Source organism: Microvenator marinus (assembly GCF_007993755.1).
GTDB classification, from domain to species: domain Bacteria; phylum Myxococcota_A; class Bradymonadia; order Bradymonadales; family Bradymonadaceae; genus Allomicrovenator; species Allomicrovenator marinus.
The window spans coordinates 1,340,001-1,355,174 of sequence record NZ_CP042467.1 but is presented as its reverse complement, the minus strand read 5'-3'; the positions used below and the strand labels follow the sequence as shown (position 1 = coordinate 1,355,174).

The window sequence follows — 15,174 nt, the reverse complement described above, 5'->3', positions numbered from 1 at the left end:
GCGCTGGCCTTCTATCTCAGGTCGCGTGGTTTTTTCTACCTAAAGCTGTTGGACTGCACCATGTTTGCGCAGAACATGCGCGAAAGCCGGATTGACTTTATCACTCAGAATCGCAGACTTAAGGACTAGAGGTATTCAGTAGCGTCCTTGTGCCTTAGGAGGGATTCATGGGCCAAAACGAGAACGAAGAGGGCGCAAATCTGCGCTCGATAACCCGCAACTTGAGGTTGGCTCAACGCATGGCCCGCATGGGGAGTTGGGAGCTGGACCTTACGAGTCGGGATCTCTATTGGTCCGATGAGACGTACCGAATCTTTGGCTACGAAGTAGGTACCCCCGTAACTTATGGGCATTTCAAGGTACGAGTGCATCCCGACGATTTGGAGCCATTTGAGCAGCTCAATGATCTCGCGATTCGAGGCGAGATCCAACTCGATATTGTGCACCGAATCATTCTAGAAGACGGATCTATGCGCTGGGTGCGGGAACAAGGCGAACTTGAGGAGATGGACGCCGAAGGAAAGCTTCGATTTTCGGGCGTTGTTGTGGATGTCACCGAACAGCATCTTCACGAAGCCTTCCTGAAGTGGGAGGCCAATTCGCTGCACTCGATCATCAGCGGCGCAAGCTTAAAGGAGTTGGTAGACCAAATGCTCGGTGACACGCGAGAGTTTCTTCCTACCAAGCGTTCATCGGTCTACGTCGTCCACAACGAGGCCGTCCTGATAAGTTGCTTAGGAGGCGAATGCACCGAGTTTGCGCGTTTGGCAACGGCGGTCGCTCGGGCGAGAACGAGCACCGTGTCTATTCCCTGGTGTCACTATCTCTTCGAACACGAGGGAGCTCATTTTGTACTGGTAGTTGAGCCTCACTACGAGCACGAACCCGAGGCGATTGAGCTTAGGCTTTTGGAACGCTTCGCTCAGATCCTAGAGGTTGGTTGTCAGAAGATTTCAGGTGAGGAAGAGCTTCGAGAGTCTGAAACGGTATTGAGCATTGCCTCAAGGGTCTCCAAGCTGGGGGCCTGGCGAGTGGACCTGGAGCGGCGGACCTATTGGTGGTCTGACGAGGTTCGCCGAATCCATGATCTTGGACCAAAGGACGTACTGCCGAAGTTGGAGTCCCTTCTGGATTTCTATCACCCAAGCGATCGCCAGCGTGTTGAGGCTGCATTTGTTGCCTGTATGGGCTCTGCGGAGCCGTTCGAAATTGAGGTCCGTTTTGTTTCCCGACTCGGGACTATCAAATGGGTTCGAACAATCGCCGAGGCTCGCAAAAACACGCAGGGTCAGGTTGTCGAGCTATACGGTGCCATCCAGGATATCACCGAATCCAAAGAGTATCAGGAGAAGCTCGCGAGCAGTGAAGAGAAGTTCCGTATTCTCTCGAACGCAACAAACGACGCCATCTGGGATTGGGACCTCACCACAGAAGCCGTTTGGTGGAATGACGGCTACGTCAGGCTCTTCGGCTACACACTTGAGGAAGGTGTGGCTTCATGGACCGATCACATCCATGAAGAGGACCGCGAACGTGTCGTAAACGCGATTTTTGACGCGATCGAAAATGGAAAAGACACATGGTCGGACGAGTATCGCTACATCCACAAAGATGGCTCCGAGCTCATCGTGTCTGACCGTGGCTTCATTATTCGCGATGCTGATGGACGGGCGCTTAGAATGGTCGGAGGCATGAGCGACATAACACGGGCCCGCAGAGCTCAGGCTCGGCTCGAAGAGCTCGCCACGCTCCTTGATAAAGCTCAGGATGCGATTATCGTGAGGGACCTAGACCACCGTGTGCAATTTTGGAACAAAAGCGCTGAGCGGCTCTACGGCTGGTCAGCGGAAGAGGCGGAGGGGCAGCGGCTGGACCGTTTGCTTTTCAAAGATCCAGCCCAATTCTATCAGGCCGTCGGCGAGACGCTCAAAAATGGGGAATGGGTCGGTGAGCTAGAACAAGAGACTCGCGACGGATCCACAGTGACGATAGAGGGGCATTGGTCTCTTGTGCGCGAAGACGATGGGACACCCAAGTCAATCCTCGCCATCAATACCGACATCTCTGAGAAAAAGCGCCTGGAGAAGAAGTTCCTCCGCGCCCAACGAATGGAGACTGTAGGAACGCTCGCCGGCGGCGTTGCTCACGACCTGAACAATATGCTGACGCCAATCATGATGTCAGTAACGCTGCTCAAGGAAGACGAAGACGACGAGAGCCGACTTCGCGATCTCAGCAACATTGAGATGAGTGCTGCGCGCGGTGCCGCGATGGTGAGGCAATTGCTCACGTTTGCGCGGGGGGCTGACGGTGGGCATATGCCCGTGGACATTGGGTTAGTCGCAAAAGACGTTCAAAAGATCGCGAGGGACACCTTCCCAAAGAACATTGATTTCAGGTTCGAAGGCCCAGAGAACCTCTGGAAAGTACAGGCGGACCCGACACAGCTACATCAAGTTCTGGTGAATCTCTGTATCAACGCGCGCGATGCCATGCCAGGCGGTGGTGTGCTCTCCTTGAGCCTTACGCACGTCGTTTTGGATGAAGTGTATTCGGATATGAATCCCGAGGCGGCGCCTGGCCCCTACGTGCATATCGTGGTCGAAGATACTGGCACTGGCATGCCTCCTGAGGTTCTCGATCGAATGTTCGAGCCGTTCTTCACGACGAAGGAGGTGGGCCAGGGAACTGGTCTTGGGCTCTCAACGGTTCACTCGATTATTCTTCAGCACGGTGGCTTTATTCATGTCTACAGTGAAGAGGGCAAGGGGACGAAGTTCAAGGTCTACCTCCCCGCAATCGCGTCGAGTGCGGACTCCGAAGAGGTCGCGCTTGCACAGACGCAGCTTCCACGAGGACGAGGTGAACTTATTCTTGTAGTTGACGACGAGGACACCATTCGAAACGTCTCCGAGCGCACTTTAGAGCGATTTGGTCATCGGGTAATCCTAGCTAAAAACGGGGCTGAGGCGGTCTCGCTCTATGCACAGCAGCGAAACGAAATAGCGCTCGTCATCACGGATATGGCCATGCCCGTCATGGACGGCCCGGCCACCATTGTGGCGCTTCGATCCATAGATCCAGACGTCAAAATTGTGGGGTCAAGTGGTCTTGATGCCAATGGTAACGTGGCAAAGGCAGTTGACGCCGGGGTCAAGGATTTTGTGCCGAAGCCTTACACCGCCGAGACCCTACTCACCACGATTCGCCGAGTCCTAGAGGGATAGGATTTTCAGCTCGGCGATGTTGACATCGTTGAAGGGCTGTTCTCCTCCAAGTCCACCCGTGTAGGCATCAAAATGCTCCAAGATGGACATGTTTTGAGCGCGCCCCTCACCACTAATCCGAATCTCGTATGTGTTCGATTCATTGAGTTCAACCGCTACGAAGTTCGATTCAGCCCACCGACCCCAATCTCCTAAATGAGGCATCACCAGGTAGCCCGCGCCGACCGCTTCTTGTGTGGTTGTGTCGATAACGTCGATGCGCTTTACGCCGCAGGTGATTCCTGTGTTAATCGGGCCGGCACCGTTGCCATAGACCACTTGAAGGAGGTGCTTGCCCGTCTTATTGGGACTGAATTCAAGCACTGAAATGGTGTGGTCAGGGCTTCCCCAGCCTTCATAGTGAAAGCGGCCGTGATTCGTGACCGGGGTGCCTCCGGTGACTTCAAACTCTTGAGCGCTGAATGATCTCACTCGCTCAAATTCTGAACCCCACCAACACACAGGTTTTGAAGGGTGTGACTCATTTCCTGAGTCCTGATACGTTGTGCTCACGGTGTAACAAGGTGTCTGGTCGGAAGCAGGGTCAAACGCCGGATCGACCCACGTTGTCGCGTCTCCCTCAATTTCTGAAGCGACCATCACGCCGTCTCGATACACCGTAAAGGAGATGTCTTCGACGAGTTCTTCGGAGGCGTTGAAGCTCAAGGTTAGTGAGGTCTGGTCTTCATTCACTGAAACTATTTCTGGCGGCCGTGGTTTAAAAACTGCTCGCCAGTTCTCTTGGTCAATAACATTAATTGTTTGTGGCTCTTCCGGGTTATGTGCTTGTAAAATTATGAGCACATCACTTCCATCCTCAAGTCCTTCGTGGGTGAGAATGCCTCCTCCGAGGAGTGCGTTCCCGAGAAACAGGCCACCAAGCTCAAAGCCGTTATGGGTGTCTTCGATTAACGGATCGATGGTGTCAGGAAGCTCTAGCGTTATATTTATTGTTTTGTTGCGGAAGGGATAGTTATTAAGTGTAATTGACCTATTTTCACCGAACAATTTATCCGCGACAGCTTTGCTGATGAATGGTTTGAATTCTATGCCCAATTCCGTGGTTTGGATTCCGAAGATCCCACGGTTGACCATACCGAGGTACCCTGCAACGCTCCAGAGTTGGCGCTGTGAATTGACCACCGGTCCGGAATACTCGCCATCGTCAACCCATGGAAGTCCCGTTTGAGCCTCGAAATTCTCCATGTTGGAGAGGTTCATCGCCGCACCTCGGACGAGCGCATTGAACATTCTGTCGAACACGGGTGCATGCTTCTCCTTGGCTGCTGCGAGTAACCAATAAGAACTCACAAAGGGCCATTCTCCCCGGTTATGGTAGATGGGGGTGAACTGTTGTTGCGGTGCAACAACCGGCGCGCCTGCCCCATAATGAGGAAAGTTGTTGAGTATCAGTGTCGAAAAATATCCGGGGAAGTCATCGCTCAGTATGGCCAGCGATAAGCCTAGCAAATCGTAAGTCGCCACCGAAGATGGGGCGAGGTCGTTGTGTGTGTAGGCGTGAAAAAGGCCTTCGTCTTCCTTCCAAAATGTGTTGATGATTGCGGTGTCTAGGAGGCTCGCCCACTCGTAATACTTCGTAGCCAAATCGGGTTCTTCGCGCTGAATGGCTAGCTCCGCCGCGAGTCTAAGTGCGTTCGCATGCAAGATGTTGGTGCTCAGCGACTTGGACATGCCTATCTGAACCGTGTCTTGTGCGGTCCACCCTGGATAGGTCTGTTCGCGCCAGTCTAAGAAGGAGGTTTCACCTCTGTAGAGACCGTCCGTCGGGTCCCAAACAACCTCGCGGTCGTGTTCGATGGTGTTGGTCAGGGACTCCCAGATTAAATCCTCAAACTCGCCTCGTTCGGCCTCGCTCAAGGAGTAGAGCACAGACCGTGCGCCCAACGCCCACGAGACTCGGTCCGTGGAAATCGGATAGGACCCGCCGGTACCCGTATCCTGAACGATTTGCCGCTCGCCTGTATCCCTTCGAAGGGCAGTCTTGAAGGCCAAAGAGTTCTTGGAGCGTTGCGGCTCTACTGCACCGAGGGCGAGGTCCACCGCATAGGCAGTGTCACGCGTCCAGACGTAGTTCCATTTGGCGCCCGTCTCAAAACAACCACCACAATCAACGGGGTCTCCGTTGTTGAAGGCTCCATCTCGGATCTGGTCCACTGAAAGCTCTCTGACTTCTTCTAGGGCCAGGGCGTAGAGCGCATCAAACATGGGACTTGCGGTCCTCAAGTGCGCCGCATTTGGGTCTTCGGTGATACGTCGCGGTGACTCGGGCAGATTGTCTCGCCGCGGTGCATTTGAGGTCAAGGTATAGGTGCGCTCACAGTCTGAACCTAGGGCTACGTCAACACGCGCTTCGGACCCTTTGTGCTCCCATGAATCAAAACCGGAAGGAATTGGTTCGCAATCGGTCATCGCGGGCCCGTCATCGGATTGATCCATAGAGGTCATATCGCTTTCTCCGAGGTCTGGCTTTGGGTCCGCGGGGTCGTCCTCGCACCCAAAAGTCGCCAGCACGCACAAGGTGAGTATTGCCTTTTTCATGGAGTCCACGCCTCGTGTTTTTTCATGATGGTTTTGAAGATTTCAGAAGCCTTGAATCGGTCCAGCCAACTGATGGTTGCCTGCCAGGGTTGTGCATAGAACCAGTCGCGATCCACGTGCGCAAATTGCCGGACGAACGGTAGGATGGCCATATCTGCAAGTCCCGCACTTTCGCCCAAGAGCCACGCGTGCTGCGAGAGTTTCTCGTCCAGCCCTTCAATGATTCTGCACGCTTGTTCGCGGGCCTCCTCGCTTGATGCCGCTGCGTAGCGGTCTGGATATTTGTAGCGGTCGAGTGCAGCTTTAAACGGGCCATCATTCTGCCGAATCAAGGCCATTGCGCTCTCGTGTTTCTGAGCGTCAGGCAGCCATGATTCCGGGTCATTTTGATTGAGCGCCCAGAGCATAATGTCGAGACTTTCATCCAACACCGGCCCATCGGGTAGAACCAGCACGGGAACCGTGCCTTTGGGAGACGCATCGAGAAGGGCTTGAGGCTTGTTTCGAAGGACCACTTCGCGATGTTCCACCTTTTGCTCGGAGGCGGTCAGCGCGAGTCTTGCGCGCATGGCGTAAGGGCAGCGTCGAAAAGAGTAGAGAATCGGGTCTTCCTGAGGCATAAGGCTTTGGACTTTGGGGTTCTAAAACGCGAGCCACCATAGCGGGCAAGGCGCGTTTATTCCAGTGTTTCAGACGGTTTGAAGAGCTTAGAATGAGTGAATTGAGACAAAAACTAGCAGGTGAACTCCTTCGAGACGTAGCATGGGAGGCCGTTAAACCGCATGTGGTGCGTGAGGCTGTTTTCCTGGTTGTAGGCTTACCTCTCTTGGATGTGGCGGAGGCGATCGCATCCGATGACGGTGCGCGCGTGGGGAATTGGGTGCAGTCTGGTGCCTTGACTCGTCCCGACCGCGCGACACTTGAGAGGTGGAGAGACGAAGACACTCGGTTTGCGACCTTGATCGTAAGCCCGTTCGTCTTGGTTCAAGAGGAGGCAGTGAAGAAAGGCGGAGTTGAGCGACTTTGTTGGGGAATGGTCGAGGGGGACTTGGATTTTGTCACCACAGCGATTTGGCCCGCACCAGTCGACCACGATCAGTGTTTCGAAGCCGCGGGCTTTAAGGATTTTTCGGACTCGGACGCAAAGTGGGAGGGCGAGCTGCACACCATGATCGAGGCGCTGGTATTGGAGTTTTCTACTTGGGGAAGTCCAAAGGTGAAGGGAGGGGAGGTGAGTGTAGCTGAGGTGTGTTTGGCGCTCGAAAGAAGTGTTGAATCAGACGGGATCCCAGAGTTGCTCATTGAGTTCGGGCCTATTGAAGTCCGAAGTGGTGAAGGTCACCCAATCTTCTGGGTCAAGGCGCCAAACTCCGAGGACTTCAACCACGACTTGTTACTCAGGAAACTCGCCGGTGGACGCCGGGTAGACCAGGTCCAGCTCGATTGGAAAGCATTGGGGTACTCGAATGAGTGAAAAAAGACCGAAGCCGCTGGTAGCCTGGCTTGGCGGAGGATTGGCACTGCTCATCCAGACCTCGGTGTGCGTAGGCCTGACCTACGCCATCCGCGCCATCGCCTTGGATTGGCCTCGCTATGCCTGGGAAGCCACTCCAGTGGCCACGCTTGCCATCAACATCTTCATGGCTTTTGTGGCGTTCAATATCGTCGGTCGAGCGGCGGATAAGGCGAATATTACGGGGACACCCAGGTCCATTTTCACCAGTATCACTGTCATTCTGATCATTTTCTTCGCGCTGCTCTGGACCATGATGGGCGTGATGATTCTAACCCGATAGCTCCTCGATTTCCGCGAGATTTCGATCGAGGAGTTGGAGCACATGGTCAAAGGTCTTTTGGCGATGCTGTGAGCCGTTCAAGAACCCACAGAGGTTCATCAGATCCCAGAGTCGAAGCGTCTCCCACCACTCATTCGTGACAGTCGCTCCAGAAGACTCAAAGCCGGCGATGGCGCCTTTGCTTAGAGGCGATAGCTTCGAGCTGTGCCGCAGGAAGATCGCCAGATCGAGCAACGGAGCCCCAGAATAGACGAACTCCCAATCGAGTAGAGCACTGACTTTGAGCGTCTCGGCGTCCACCAAGATGTTCGAGAATTTCAGATCGCCATGAAGAAGTCCGTATTGGCCGTCTAGGGCCCTTAGGAGTTGTGCGTGGCGTTGGGCTAGGGATTCAAGCTTCGCAGCTCTTGCAGGCCCCATACGGCCGCCTGCACGACCTTTGGAAAGGGACCATTCGATGAAGTCTTCAAAGGAGGATTCGAGCGTTCCAAATCGTTTGCTGAGCTCCAGATTGCCATCGAGCAATCCGTGCTCTTCAAAGCTCTTGGCTCCCGCGTAACCACTTATCAACTCGCCGATGTAAAACGCCACAGTTTCTATGTCTTGAGGCGTGGGGCACTCAAGCTCATGAGGTTTGACGCCGTGTTTGAACTCAAACACGCCGATGGGCCTTTCGCCATGAACGGCGTGTATCAGCTTTGGACGGGGAAGCTCGGAGGGGAGTATTTTTTCTAGTGCCTCGTCCCGAGCGAGTCCCAACGGATCGCGTTCGTAGATGCGAATCACCACATGATAATCATACCCTAAGACCTCGAAATTCGTGTTGAACTTTCCACCATCCATGCCTCGATAGTGGCGCACTTCACCAAGTCCAGCTTCGGTCATTAGATTCTGAACTTCTAGGGGCGTGAGTTCGATGAGTGGCGCTTGGCGCTCCCATTCTTCCTCGGGCCAGTTCAACATGCGACACTCCTCAAAGAAAATTTGGTCAAAAGTGCAAAAAAGAGGTTGACAGGCTGCGCGAAAACACTAGCATTCCTACCCCGTCACTTGACGGTCTTCCGGCTTAGCTCAGTGGTAGAGCAATCGGCTGTTAACCGATTGGTCGCTAGTTCGAATCTAGCAGCCGGAGCTTCAAAAAGCCCAAGCAGAAATGCTTGGGCCTTTCTCTTAACAGGACCCTCGTCGGCGATGCCGGCGGGGGTCTTGTCGTATCTGCCCTGCTGGTGCGGGTTTGCGGGCGGTGTCCCTTCGCCGGGTGTGCTCTCTGGTCGGGCGGCGCCAGAGTACCTCGCCTCGTCGCCGGACCGAGAACGGTGCTCTTTGAGTGCTCTTGGGCCTCAGAGACGCCGCCAGACGCCGAAAAGCCGGTTCACACCAGAGAGCCGATGGTTAGCCCGGCGAGAGTGGGACGGCCGGAGGCCACAAAATGCCTCCTTGACGCGGACATCCTTTGCGTCCAATATACCCATGCCCGGGTATGAGTACTATGCGCTGCCGAGGAAACGCCCCATGATGAGCCCTGACACGAAAGAGAAGATCGAAGCCCGCCTCAAGCGGGTCGCCGGGCAGGTGTCCGGCATCCAGAAGATGGTCGAGGACGACCGCTACTGCATCGACGTGCTGATGCAGATCTCTGCGGCCCGCGCCGCCCTGGCGAAGGTCAGCAAGATGCTGCTCGAGTCCCACATCCAGACCTGCGTCACCGGCGCGTTCGAGAGCGACGACGAGGACGACCGGACAGCGAAGATCGCGGAGCTCGTTCGGGTCTTCGAAAAGAACTGCAACTGCTGACGAGGACCTCATGAGCCACGAACACCACCACGACCACGAACACGGCGGCCGTGACGGCGCTGCGCTCCGAGATCCCGTCTGCGGGATGAAGGTCACCGAGGACAGCAAACACCGACACGAGCACGACGGCGAGACATACTTCTTCTGCTCAGGACGCTGCCGAGAGAAGTTCGCCACCGACCCTGACCGCTACCTCAACCTGGACGACCACGAGGCCGACGAGGCACCTGCGGGCACGGTGTTCACCTGCCCGATGCACCCCGAGGTCGAGCAGATCGGCCCGGGCGACTGTCCGAAGTGCGGGATGGCGCTGGAAGCCAAGGGCGTGCCGGTGCTGGCGACGAAGACGGAGTGGACCTGCCCGATGCACCCCGAGATTGTTCGGGACGAGCCGGGTGACTGTCCGATCTGCGGCATGGCCCTCGAGCCGCGCACCGTGACGCTCGACGAGGAAGAGGACAACCCGGAACTGCGCGACATGACGCGACGCTTCTGGTTCGCCGCCGCACTCTCGCTGCCGCTCGTGACCATCGTCATGATCGACATGCTCCCGAGCCGGCCGATCTCCAGCGTCCTGCCCGGACGAACACGGGCGTTCATCGAGTTGGCGCTCGCCACCCCGGTCTGTCTCTGGTCGGCGTGGCCCTTCTACGTGCGCGCGGTTCGCTCGGTGAAGAACATGAGCCTCAACATGTTCACGCTGATCGGGCTCGGCGTCAGCGTCGCCTACGTCTACAGCCTCATCGCCACGCTCCTTCCAGGCATCTTCCCCGACTCGTTCCGCGGTCACGGCGGCGAGGTCGCCGTGTACTTCGAGGCGGCTGGCGTCATCGTGACGCTGATCCTGCTCGGCCAGGTCCTCGAGCTGAAGGCCCGTAGCCAGACCAGCGCAGCCATCAAAAAGCTGCTCGGGATGGCAGCGAAGACGGCTCGGCTCATTCGCGACGACGGCAGCGAGGAGGATGTCCCCCTCGACCAGGTGCGCGAAGGCGATCGTCTGCGCGTCCGCCCAGGCGAGAAGGTGCCCGTCGACGGTGAGGTGCTCGAGGGAACCAGCCACGTCGACGAGTCGATGGTGACCGGTGAGCCGATCCCCGTAGAGAAGAGCCCCGGCGCCAAGGTCATTGGCGCCACCATCAACGGCACCGGGGGGCTCGTGATGCGTGCAGAGAAGGTCGGCGCCGAGACGTTGCTCTCTCGGATCGTGACCATGGTCGCCGAGGCTCAGCGGAGCCGCGCGCCCATTCAGAAGCTCGCTGACCTCGTGTCGTCCTATTTTGTGCCTGCGGTCGTCATCATCGCGATCGCGACCTTCATCGTGTGGGCACTCGTTGGCCCGGAGCCCCCGATGGCCTACGCCCTCATCAACGCCGTTGCGGTGCTCATCATTGCGTGCCCTTGCGCCCTTGGTCTGGCCACGCCCATGTCGATCATGGTGGCGACCGGCAAGGGCGCATCGCTCGGGGTGCTCTTCAAGAACGCCGAAGCGATCGAGGTGCTGCGGAAGGTCGACACGCTGGTTGTCGACAAGACGGGGACGCTAACCGAAGGCCGACCTGCGCTGGTCGCGGTCGAACCCGCGGACGGCATGGATGAGGCGGAGCTGCTGCGTCTGGCCGCCGCCCTCGAGCGCGGCAGTGAGCATCCGCTGGCCGAGGCCATCGTCCGGGGTGCTGAGGAGCGCGGGCACGAGCTGCCCAAGGCCGACGACTTCGGCTCGGTGACGGGCAAAGGCGTAGGCGGCACCGTCGACGGACACGACGTGGCGCTCGGCAACCTCGCGATGATGGTTGAAGTTGGGGTGGACCCAGGGCCGCTCTCGCAGCGTGCCGAGGCGCTCCGGGGTGAAGGGCAGACGGTGATGTTCGTCGCCGTCGACGGCTCGCTCGCCGGCATCATCGGCGTGGCCGATCCCATCAAGGAGAGCACGCCAGAGGCGATCGCCGCGCTCCACGAGGAGGGGTTGCACGTGGTCATGCTCACCGGTGACAGCGAGACTACAGCCCGCGCCGTCGCCGCCAAGCTGGGCATCGACGAGGTCGTCGCCGGCGTGCTGCCCGACGAGAAGGCCGCCAAGGTCGCGTCGCTGCAGGGCGAGGGGCGGGTCGTCGCCATGGCGGGCGACGGAATCAACGACGCGCCCGCGCTCGCTCGTGCGGACGTCGGCATCGCGATGGGGACCGGCACGGACGTGGCGATGGAGAGCGCTGGCGTGACCCTCGTGAAGGGTGACCTGCGAGGCATCGTGCGAGCTCGGAAGCTGTCACGACAGACGATGGCGAACATCCGCCAGAACCTGTTCTTCGCCTTCGCCTACAACACGGCCGGTGTGCCTATCGCCGCCGGGGTGCTCTACCCGTTCTTCGGGATCCTGCTCTCGCCCATGTTCGCGGCTGCCGCGATGAGCTTGAGTTCGGTGTCGGTGATCGGCAATGCCCTGCGCCTGAGGAGTAGCGACCTATGAGCCGAAGTCACGACAATCACGACCGACGAGGCCTCACCCGCAGGGGATTCCTGGCCAACACGGGCAGGGCCACAGCTGCCGTCCTTCTGGGGCGTTTCGTAACGGGTTGCGCGACAACGGGTGTGCTGGCAGCCCCGCGTCGGAGGCTCAGCGTCGTCGATGGCCGAACCATCGATCTGCACATCGCCGAGACACGGCTCGCTGTCGCCGGTCAGTCTGCGGTCGCCACGACGATCAACGGCGGCATTCCAGGCCCTGAGATCCGCCTCCGCGAAGGACAGGACGTCACACTCAGAGTCTCGAACGCGCTGGACGAGGACACCTCCATCCACTGGCATGGTCTCCTCGTCCCGCCGGGGATGGACGGAGTGCCAGGAGTGAGCTTTCCAGGGATCCCTCCGGCCACGACCTTCGAGTATCGCTTCCCAGTCCGCCAGAGCGGGACCTACTGGTACCACAGCCACAGCGGGTTTCAGGAGCAGACCGGGATCTACGGGCCCATTGTCATCGAGCCTCGAGAGCCGGAGCCGTACAATTACCAGCGAGAGTTCACGATCGTGCTGTCGGACTGGACTTTCGAGAACCCGCATCGCGTGCTGGCAAACCTGAAGCGGTACGGCGGGTACTACAATTTCCAGCGCAGGACCCTGGCAAATCTTGCGGACGAGCCGCCTGGCGCGCTCGCCAATCGGTTCAGCTGGGCGCGAATGCGCATGGACGCCACCGACATCGCGGACGTCACCGGTGCCACCTACACCTTCCTGATGAACGGTCTGTCGCCTGACGAAAATTGGCGCGGCGTGTTCGAGCCCGGTGAGCGCCTCAGGCTGCGCTTCATCAATGCGTCGGCGGCGACCTACTTCGACGTCAGAATCCCGGGACTACCGATGCAAGTCATCCAGGCCGACGGCATGCCTGTCGTGCCGGTCGAGACGGATGAGTTTCGATTGGCTATCGCAGAGACGCTGGACGTCCTCGTTGAACCCACCGGTGCTGCGCACACCATCTTCGCCGAGGCCATGGACCGCAGCGGGCACGCCCGAGGGACGCTGGCCACCGATCCACACGCCACAGCACCAGTGCCCGGAAGGCGGCCTCGGCCGCTGCTCACGATGGCGGACATGGGCATGGACCACAGCAACATGCAGGGCATGGATAACGGCGGCGCTGCCGGTGGGGACCATGGCCCGGCGCACCAAAACACGCCAAGCGAGGAACATTCGGGCATGTCCGGCATGGACCACAGCCACGCGTCGGGAATGGACGAGATGGCTGCAGCATGCAGCGAGAATCTCGACGTCGTCGCGCGCCATGACGGCGACGGTCACGGCGCCGGCAACGCGATGGTCGCCGAGACCGCACGCTCGCGCATCAGCGAACCCGGGGTTGGACTCGGCCAGGACGGGTGGCGTGTTCTCACCTATTCGCAGCTGCGACGTGCCACGCCTGGCGAAGACAGCCAGCCGGTGACCAGGACGATCGAGCTCCACCTGACCGGTAACATGGAGCGCTACATGTGGTCGTTTGACGGGGAGCAGTATCACCGCGACATGCCCGACATCGTCCTTCACTATGGGGAACGCGTGAGGTTCGTGCTCATCAATGACACCATGATGGCGCACCCGATTCACCTGCACGGCATGTTCTTCGAACTCGACGTGGGCGCGTGCGAGCGCAACCCGCTCAAACACACCGTCAACGTCCAGCCTGCTGAGCGCACTTCCTTTGTGGTGACCGCGCAGGAGGTCGGCCGGTGGGCCTTCCACTGTCACATCCTCTATCACATGGAGGCAGGCATGTTCCGTGTCGTGGAGGTGCGGGTATGAGACTTCCACCACACGCATTCTTGGCATCCACCGCAGGAGCTTGGCTCCTCGCGTTGGTGTGCACCTTCTGGAGCGCCCCCGCATTCGCACAGATGGGCGAGCCGCCGTTCAACCACTTCATGCAGTTCGAGGAGCTGGAGTACGGGTTCAACGACCGCGACAATCCGCTGAGCTGGGATTCGACCGCCTGGTTCGGCGGGGATTGGAACCGGGTCTGGTTGAAGGTCGAGGGAGAAGCGGCGACGGTTGACCCCGAGGTCGAGGGCGAAGCGCAGCTGCTATACAGCCGCCTGATCGCGCCCTTCTGGGAGTTCCAGGTTGGCGTCCGAGGCGATCTGGTCGCCGCGGAGGGCCAGTCGACCGAAGGTCGGGGGCACCTGGTTTTTGGGGTCGAAGGTCTGGCGCCGTACTGGTTCGAAGTCGAGCCGGCAGTGTTCATCAGTCACCGCGGCGACGTCTCGTTTCGGCTGCGCGCAACCTACGACCTGTACATCACTCAGCGCCTCATCGCGCACCCGAGCTTCGAGACGAACATCGCTGTTCAGACGGTGCCGGAGTTCGGTGTGGGTGCTGGCTTCAACGACATCGATCTCGGCCTTCGCCTCGGCTACCAGATCGCCCGCGAGTTCGCGCCCTATATCGGCGTTTCGTGGAATCAGGCCTTCGCGGAGACCGCCGACCTCAGACGAGCTGCAGGCCGCACCGCGAGCGATCTTCAAGGCGTGGCGGGCCTGAGATTTTGGTTTTAACCCGGATTCAGAGGACATCATGGAACAACTTCTTCCCGGCCTAACATCGGCCCCCAACCTGCACCCCATGGTGGTGCATTTCCCCATCGCCTTCTGGATTGCTGCCACGGGTGCGTGGTCGTTGGCTCTGGCCCGGAAGCGAGATGACGCCTGGCGATTCGGCCGATGGCTTCACCTGCTGGGGCTGCTCGGGGCGGCGGTAGCCGTCGGGTTCGGATTCTGGGCGACCGAGGAGATGGGGCACGACACCCCGGGGCACGATCTCGTCCACGTTCACCGCGACCTCATGCTCGTTGCAACGGGCATCGCATTGGTGGTCACGGCCCTGGCTTGGTGGCGCGGTGACGCATCTCGGCGTTGGCGAGTTGGGTTGATGGTGGGATCGCTGCTCCTGCTTGGCGTGATGACGATCGGCGCCGATCGCGGGGCCGAGCTGGTTTTCCGCTACGGGATCGGAGTGGCCGGAGAGACGCCCCCCCACTCCGATGGTCATGACCACGCGCATGTCGATCAGGAGGCCGAGGCCGAGGTCCACGACCACGGCGCGCAGCCCCCTAGCCACACGGGGCACGAACATCCTCCCGAGCGAGGAAGCGAGCCGGGCTCAGAGGAAGTCGCAGGTGAGCCTCCACATTCTGACGAGGCGTCGTCCGCCGGTTCAGAGGAGTCACCCGGACCGGCGTCGGCGGAGCCTTCGCCCGCAGGCAATGCGGGGGACGG

General features: G+C 58.9%; 11 protein-coding genes and 1 tRNA gene (1 of these 12 cut by a window edge). 9 read left to right on the top strand and 3 right to left on the bottom strand.

The features are described from left to right. Nucleotides 1-167: 167 nt before the first annotated feature. Complete coding sequence (locus tag FRD01_RS05825; protein WP_146958452.1) at nt 168-3,227, top strand: hybrid sensor histidine kinase/response regulator; 3,060 nt, start codon at nt 168-170, stop codon at nt 3,225-3,227. On the opposite strand, the gene FRD01_RS05820 is transcribed toward FRD01_RS05825, so the two are convergent. Together FRD01_RS05820 and FRD01_RS05815 are read right to left on the bottom strand one after the other, a co-directional pair. Continuing rightward, nucleotides 3,216-5,825: a glucosidase family protein gene (locus FRD01_RS05820; protein WP_146958451.1), complete on the bottom strand. Its 2,610-nt coding sequence runs from the start codon at nt 5,823-5,825 to the stop codon at nt 3,216-3,218. The two genes, FRD01_RS05825 and FRD01_RS05820, sit on opposite strands and share 12 nt — an antisense overlap. Continuing rightward, nucleotides 5,822-6,445 (bottom strand): glutathione S-transferase, encoded by a 624-nt coding sequence (locus tag FRD01_RS05815; RefSeq protein ID WP_146958450.1) that lies wholly within the window; start codon nt 6,443-6,445, stop codon nt 5,822-5,824. The genes FRD01_RS05820 and FRD01_RS05815 overlap by 4 nt, the downstream gene beginning before the upstream one ends. Before the next feature lie 92 nt (nt 6,446-6,537). Between FRD01_RS05815 and FRD01_RS05810 the strand changes: the two genes are divergently transcribed. Both FRD01_RS05810 and FRD01_RS05805 read left to right on the top strand, forming a co-directional pair. Beyond that, nucleotides 6,538-7,299: a DUF2288 family protein gene (locus tag FRD01_RS05810; protein WP_146958449.1), complete on the top strand. Its 762-nt coding sequence runs from the start codon at nt 6,538-6,540 to the stop codon at nt 7,297-7,299. Then, nucleotides 7,292-7,621, top strand: coding sequence for a hypothetical protein (locus FRD01_RS05805; RefSeq protein WP_146958448.1), 330 nt, complete (start codon nt 7,292-7,294; stop codon nt 7,619-7,621). The genes FRD01_RS05810 and FRD01_RS05805 overlap by 8 nt, the downstream gene beginning before the upstream one ends. On the opposite strand, the gene FRD01_RS05800 is transcribed toward FRD01_RS05805, so the two are convergent. Continuing rightward, a complete protein-coding gene (locus tag FRD01_RS05800) occupies nt 7,610-8,584 on the bottom strand; it encodes a phosphotransferase family protein (RefSeq protein WP_146958447.1) in 975 nt (324 codons plus the stop codon). The genes FRD01_RS05805 and FRD01_RS05800 overlap by 12 nt on opposite strands. Before the next feature lie 97 nt (nt 8,585-8,681). Between FRD01_RS05800 and FRD01_RS05795 the strand changes: the two genes are divergently transcribed. From FRD01_RS05795 to FRD01_RS05770, 6 genes are all read left to right on the top strand, one after another. Next, nucleotides 8,682-8,753: transfer RNA gene (locus tag FRD01_RS05795), tRNA-Asn, on the top strand. Nucleotides 8,754-9,133: 380 nt separating this feature from the next. Continuing rightward, a complete protein-coding gene (locus FRD01_RS05790) occupies nt 9,134-9,415 on the top strand; it encodes a metal-sensitive transcriptional regulator (protein ID WP_146958446.1) in 282 nt (93 codons plus the stop codon). Between the two features lie 10 nt (nt 9,416-9,425). Continuing rightward, nucleotides 9,426-11,879: a heavy metal translocating P-type ATPase gene (locus FRD01_RS05785; RefSeq protein WP_146958445.1), complete on the top strand. Its 2,454-nt coding sequence runs from the start codon at nt 9,426-9,428 to the stop codon at nt 11,877-11,879. Continuing rightward, a complete protein-coding gene (locus tag FRD01_RS05780; protein ID WP_146958444.1) occupies nt 11,876-13,705 on the top strand; it encodes a copper resistance system multicopper oxidase in 1,830 nt (609 codons plus the stop codon). The genes FRD01_RS05785 and FRD01_RS05780 overlap by 4 nt, the downstream gene beginning before the upstream one ends. Then, a complete protein-coding gene (locus FRD01_RS05775; RefSeq protein ID WP_146958443.1) occupies nt 13,633-14,454 on the top strand; it encodes a copper resistance protein B in 822 nt (273 codons plus the stop codon). Before FRD01_RS05780 ends, FRD01_RS05775 begins: the two co-directional genes overlap by 73 nt. Before the next feature lie 19 nt (nt 14,455-14,473). Beyond that, nucleotides 14,474-15,174: the 5' portion of a DUF2231 domain-containing protein gene (locus tag FRD01_RS05770; RefSeq protein ID WP_146958442.1), read on the top strand. Its footprint extends 34 nt past the window's final position; 701 of the gene's 735 nt are visible here — the first part of the coding sequence; it begins with the start codon at nt 14,474-14,476; its stop codon lies beyond the right edge, outside the window.

Excerpts from the sequence above, each read along its gene's own strand:
- FRD01_RS05780 (WP_146958444.1), top strand. The coding sequence starts at position 11,876 with ATGAGCCGAAGTCACGACAATCACGACCGACGAGGCCTCACCCGCAGG.
- FRD01_RS05785 (WP_146958445.1), top strand. The coding sequence starts at position 9,426 with ATGAGCCACGAACACCACCACGACCACGAACACGGCGGCCGTGACGGC.
- FRD01_RS05825 (WP_146958452.1), top strand. The coding sequence starts at position 168 with ATGGGCCAAAACGAGAACGAAGAGGGCGCAAATCTGCGCTCGATAACC.
- FRD01_RS05805 (WP_146958448.1), top strand. The coding sequence starts at position 7,292 with ATGAGTGAAAAAAGACCGAAGCCGCTGGTAGCCTGGCTTGGCGGAGGA.
- FRD01_RS05810 (WP_146958449.1), top strand. The coding sequence starts at position 6,538 with ATGAGTGAATTGAGACAAAAACTAGCAGGTGAACTCCTTCGAGACGTA.
- FRD01_RS05820 (WP_146958451.1), bottom strand. The coding sequence starts at position 5,825 with ATGAAAAAGGCAATACTCACCTTGTGCGTGCTGGCGACTTTTGGGTGC.
- FRD01_RS05790 (WP_146958446.1), top strand. The coding sequence starts at position 9,134 with ATGATGAGCCCTGACACGAAAGAGAAGATCGAAGCCCGCCTCAAGCGG.
- FRD01_RS05800 (WP_146958447.1), bottom strand. The coding sequence starts at position 8,584 with ATGTTGAACTGGCCCGAGGAAGAATGGGAGCGCCAAGCGCCACTCATC.
- FRD01_RS05815 (WP_146958450.1), bottom strand. The coding sequence starts at position 6,445 with ATGCCTCAGGAAGACCCGATTCTCTACTCTTTTCGACGCTGCCCTTAC.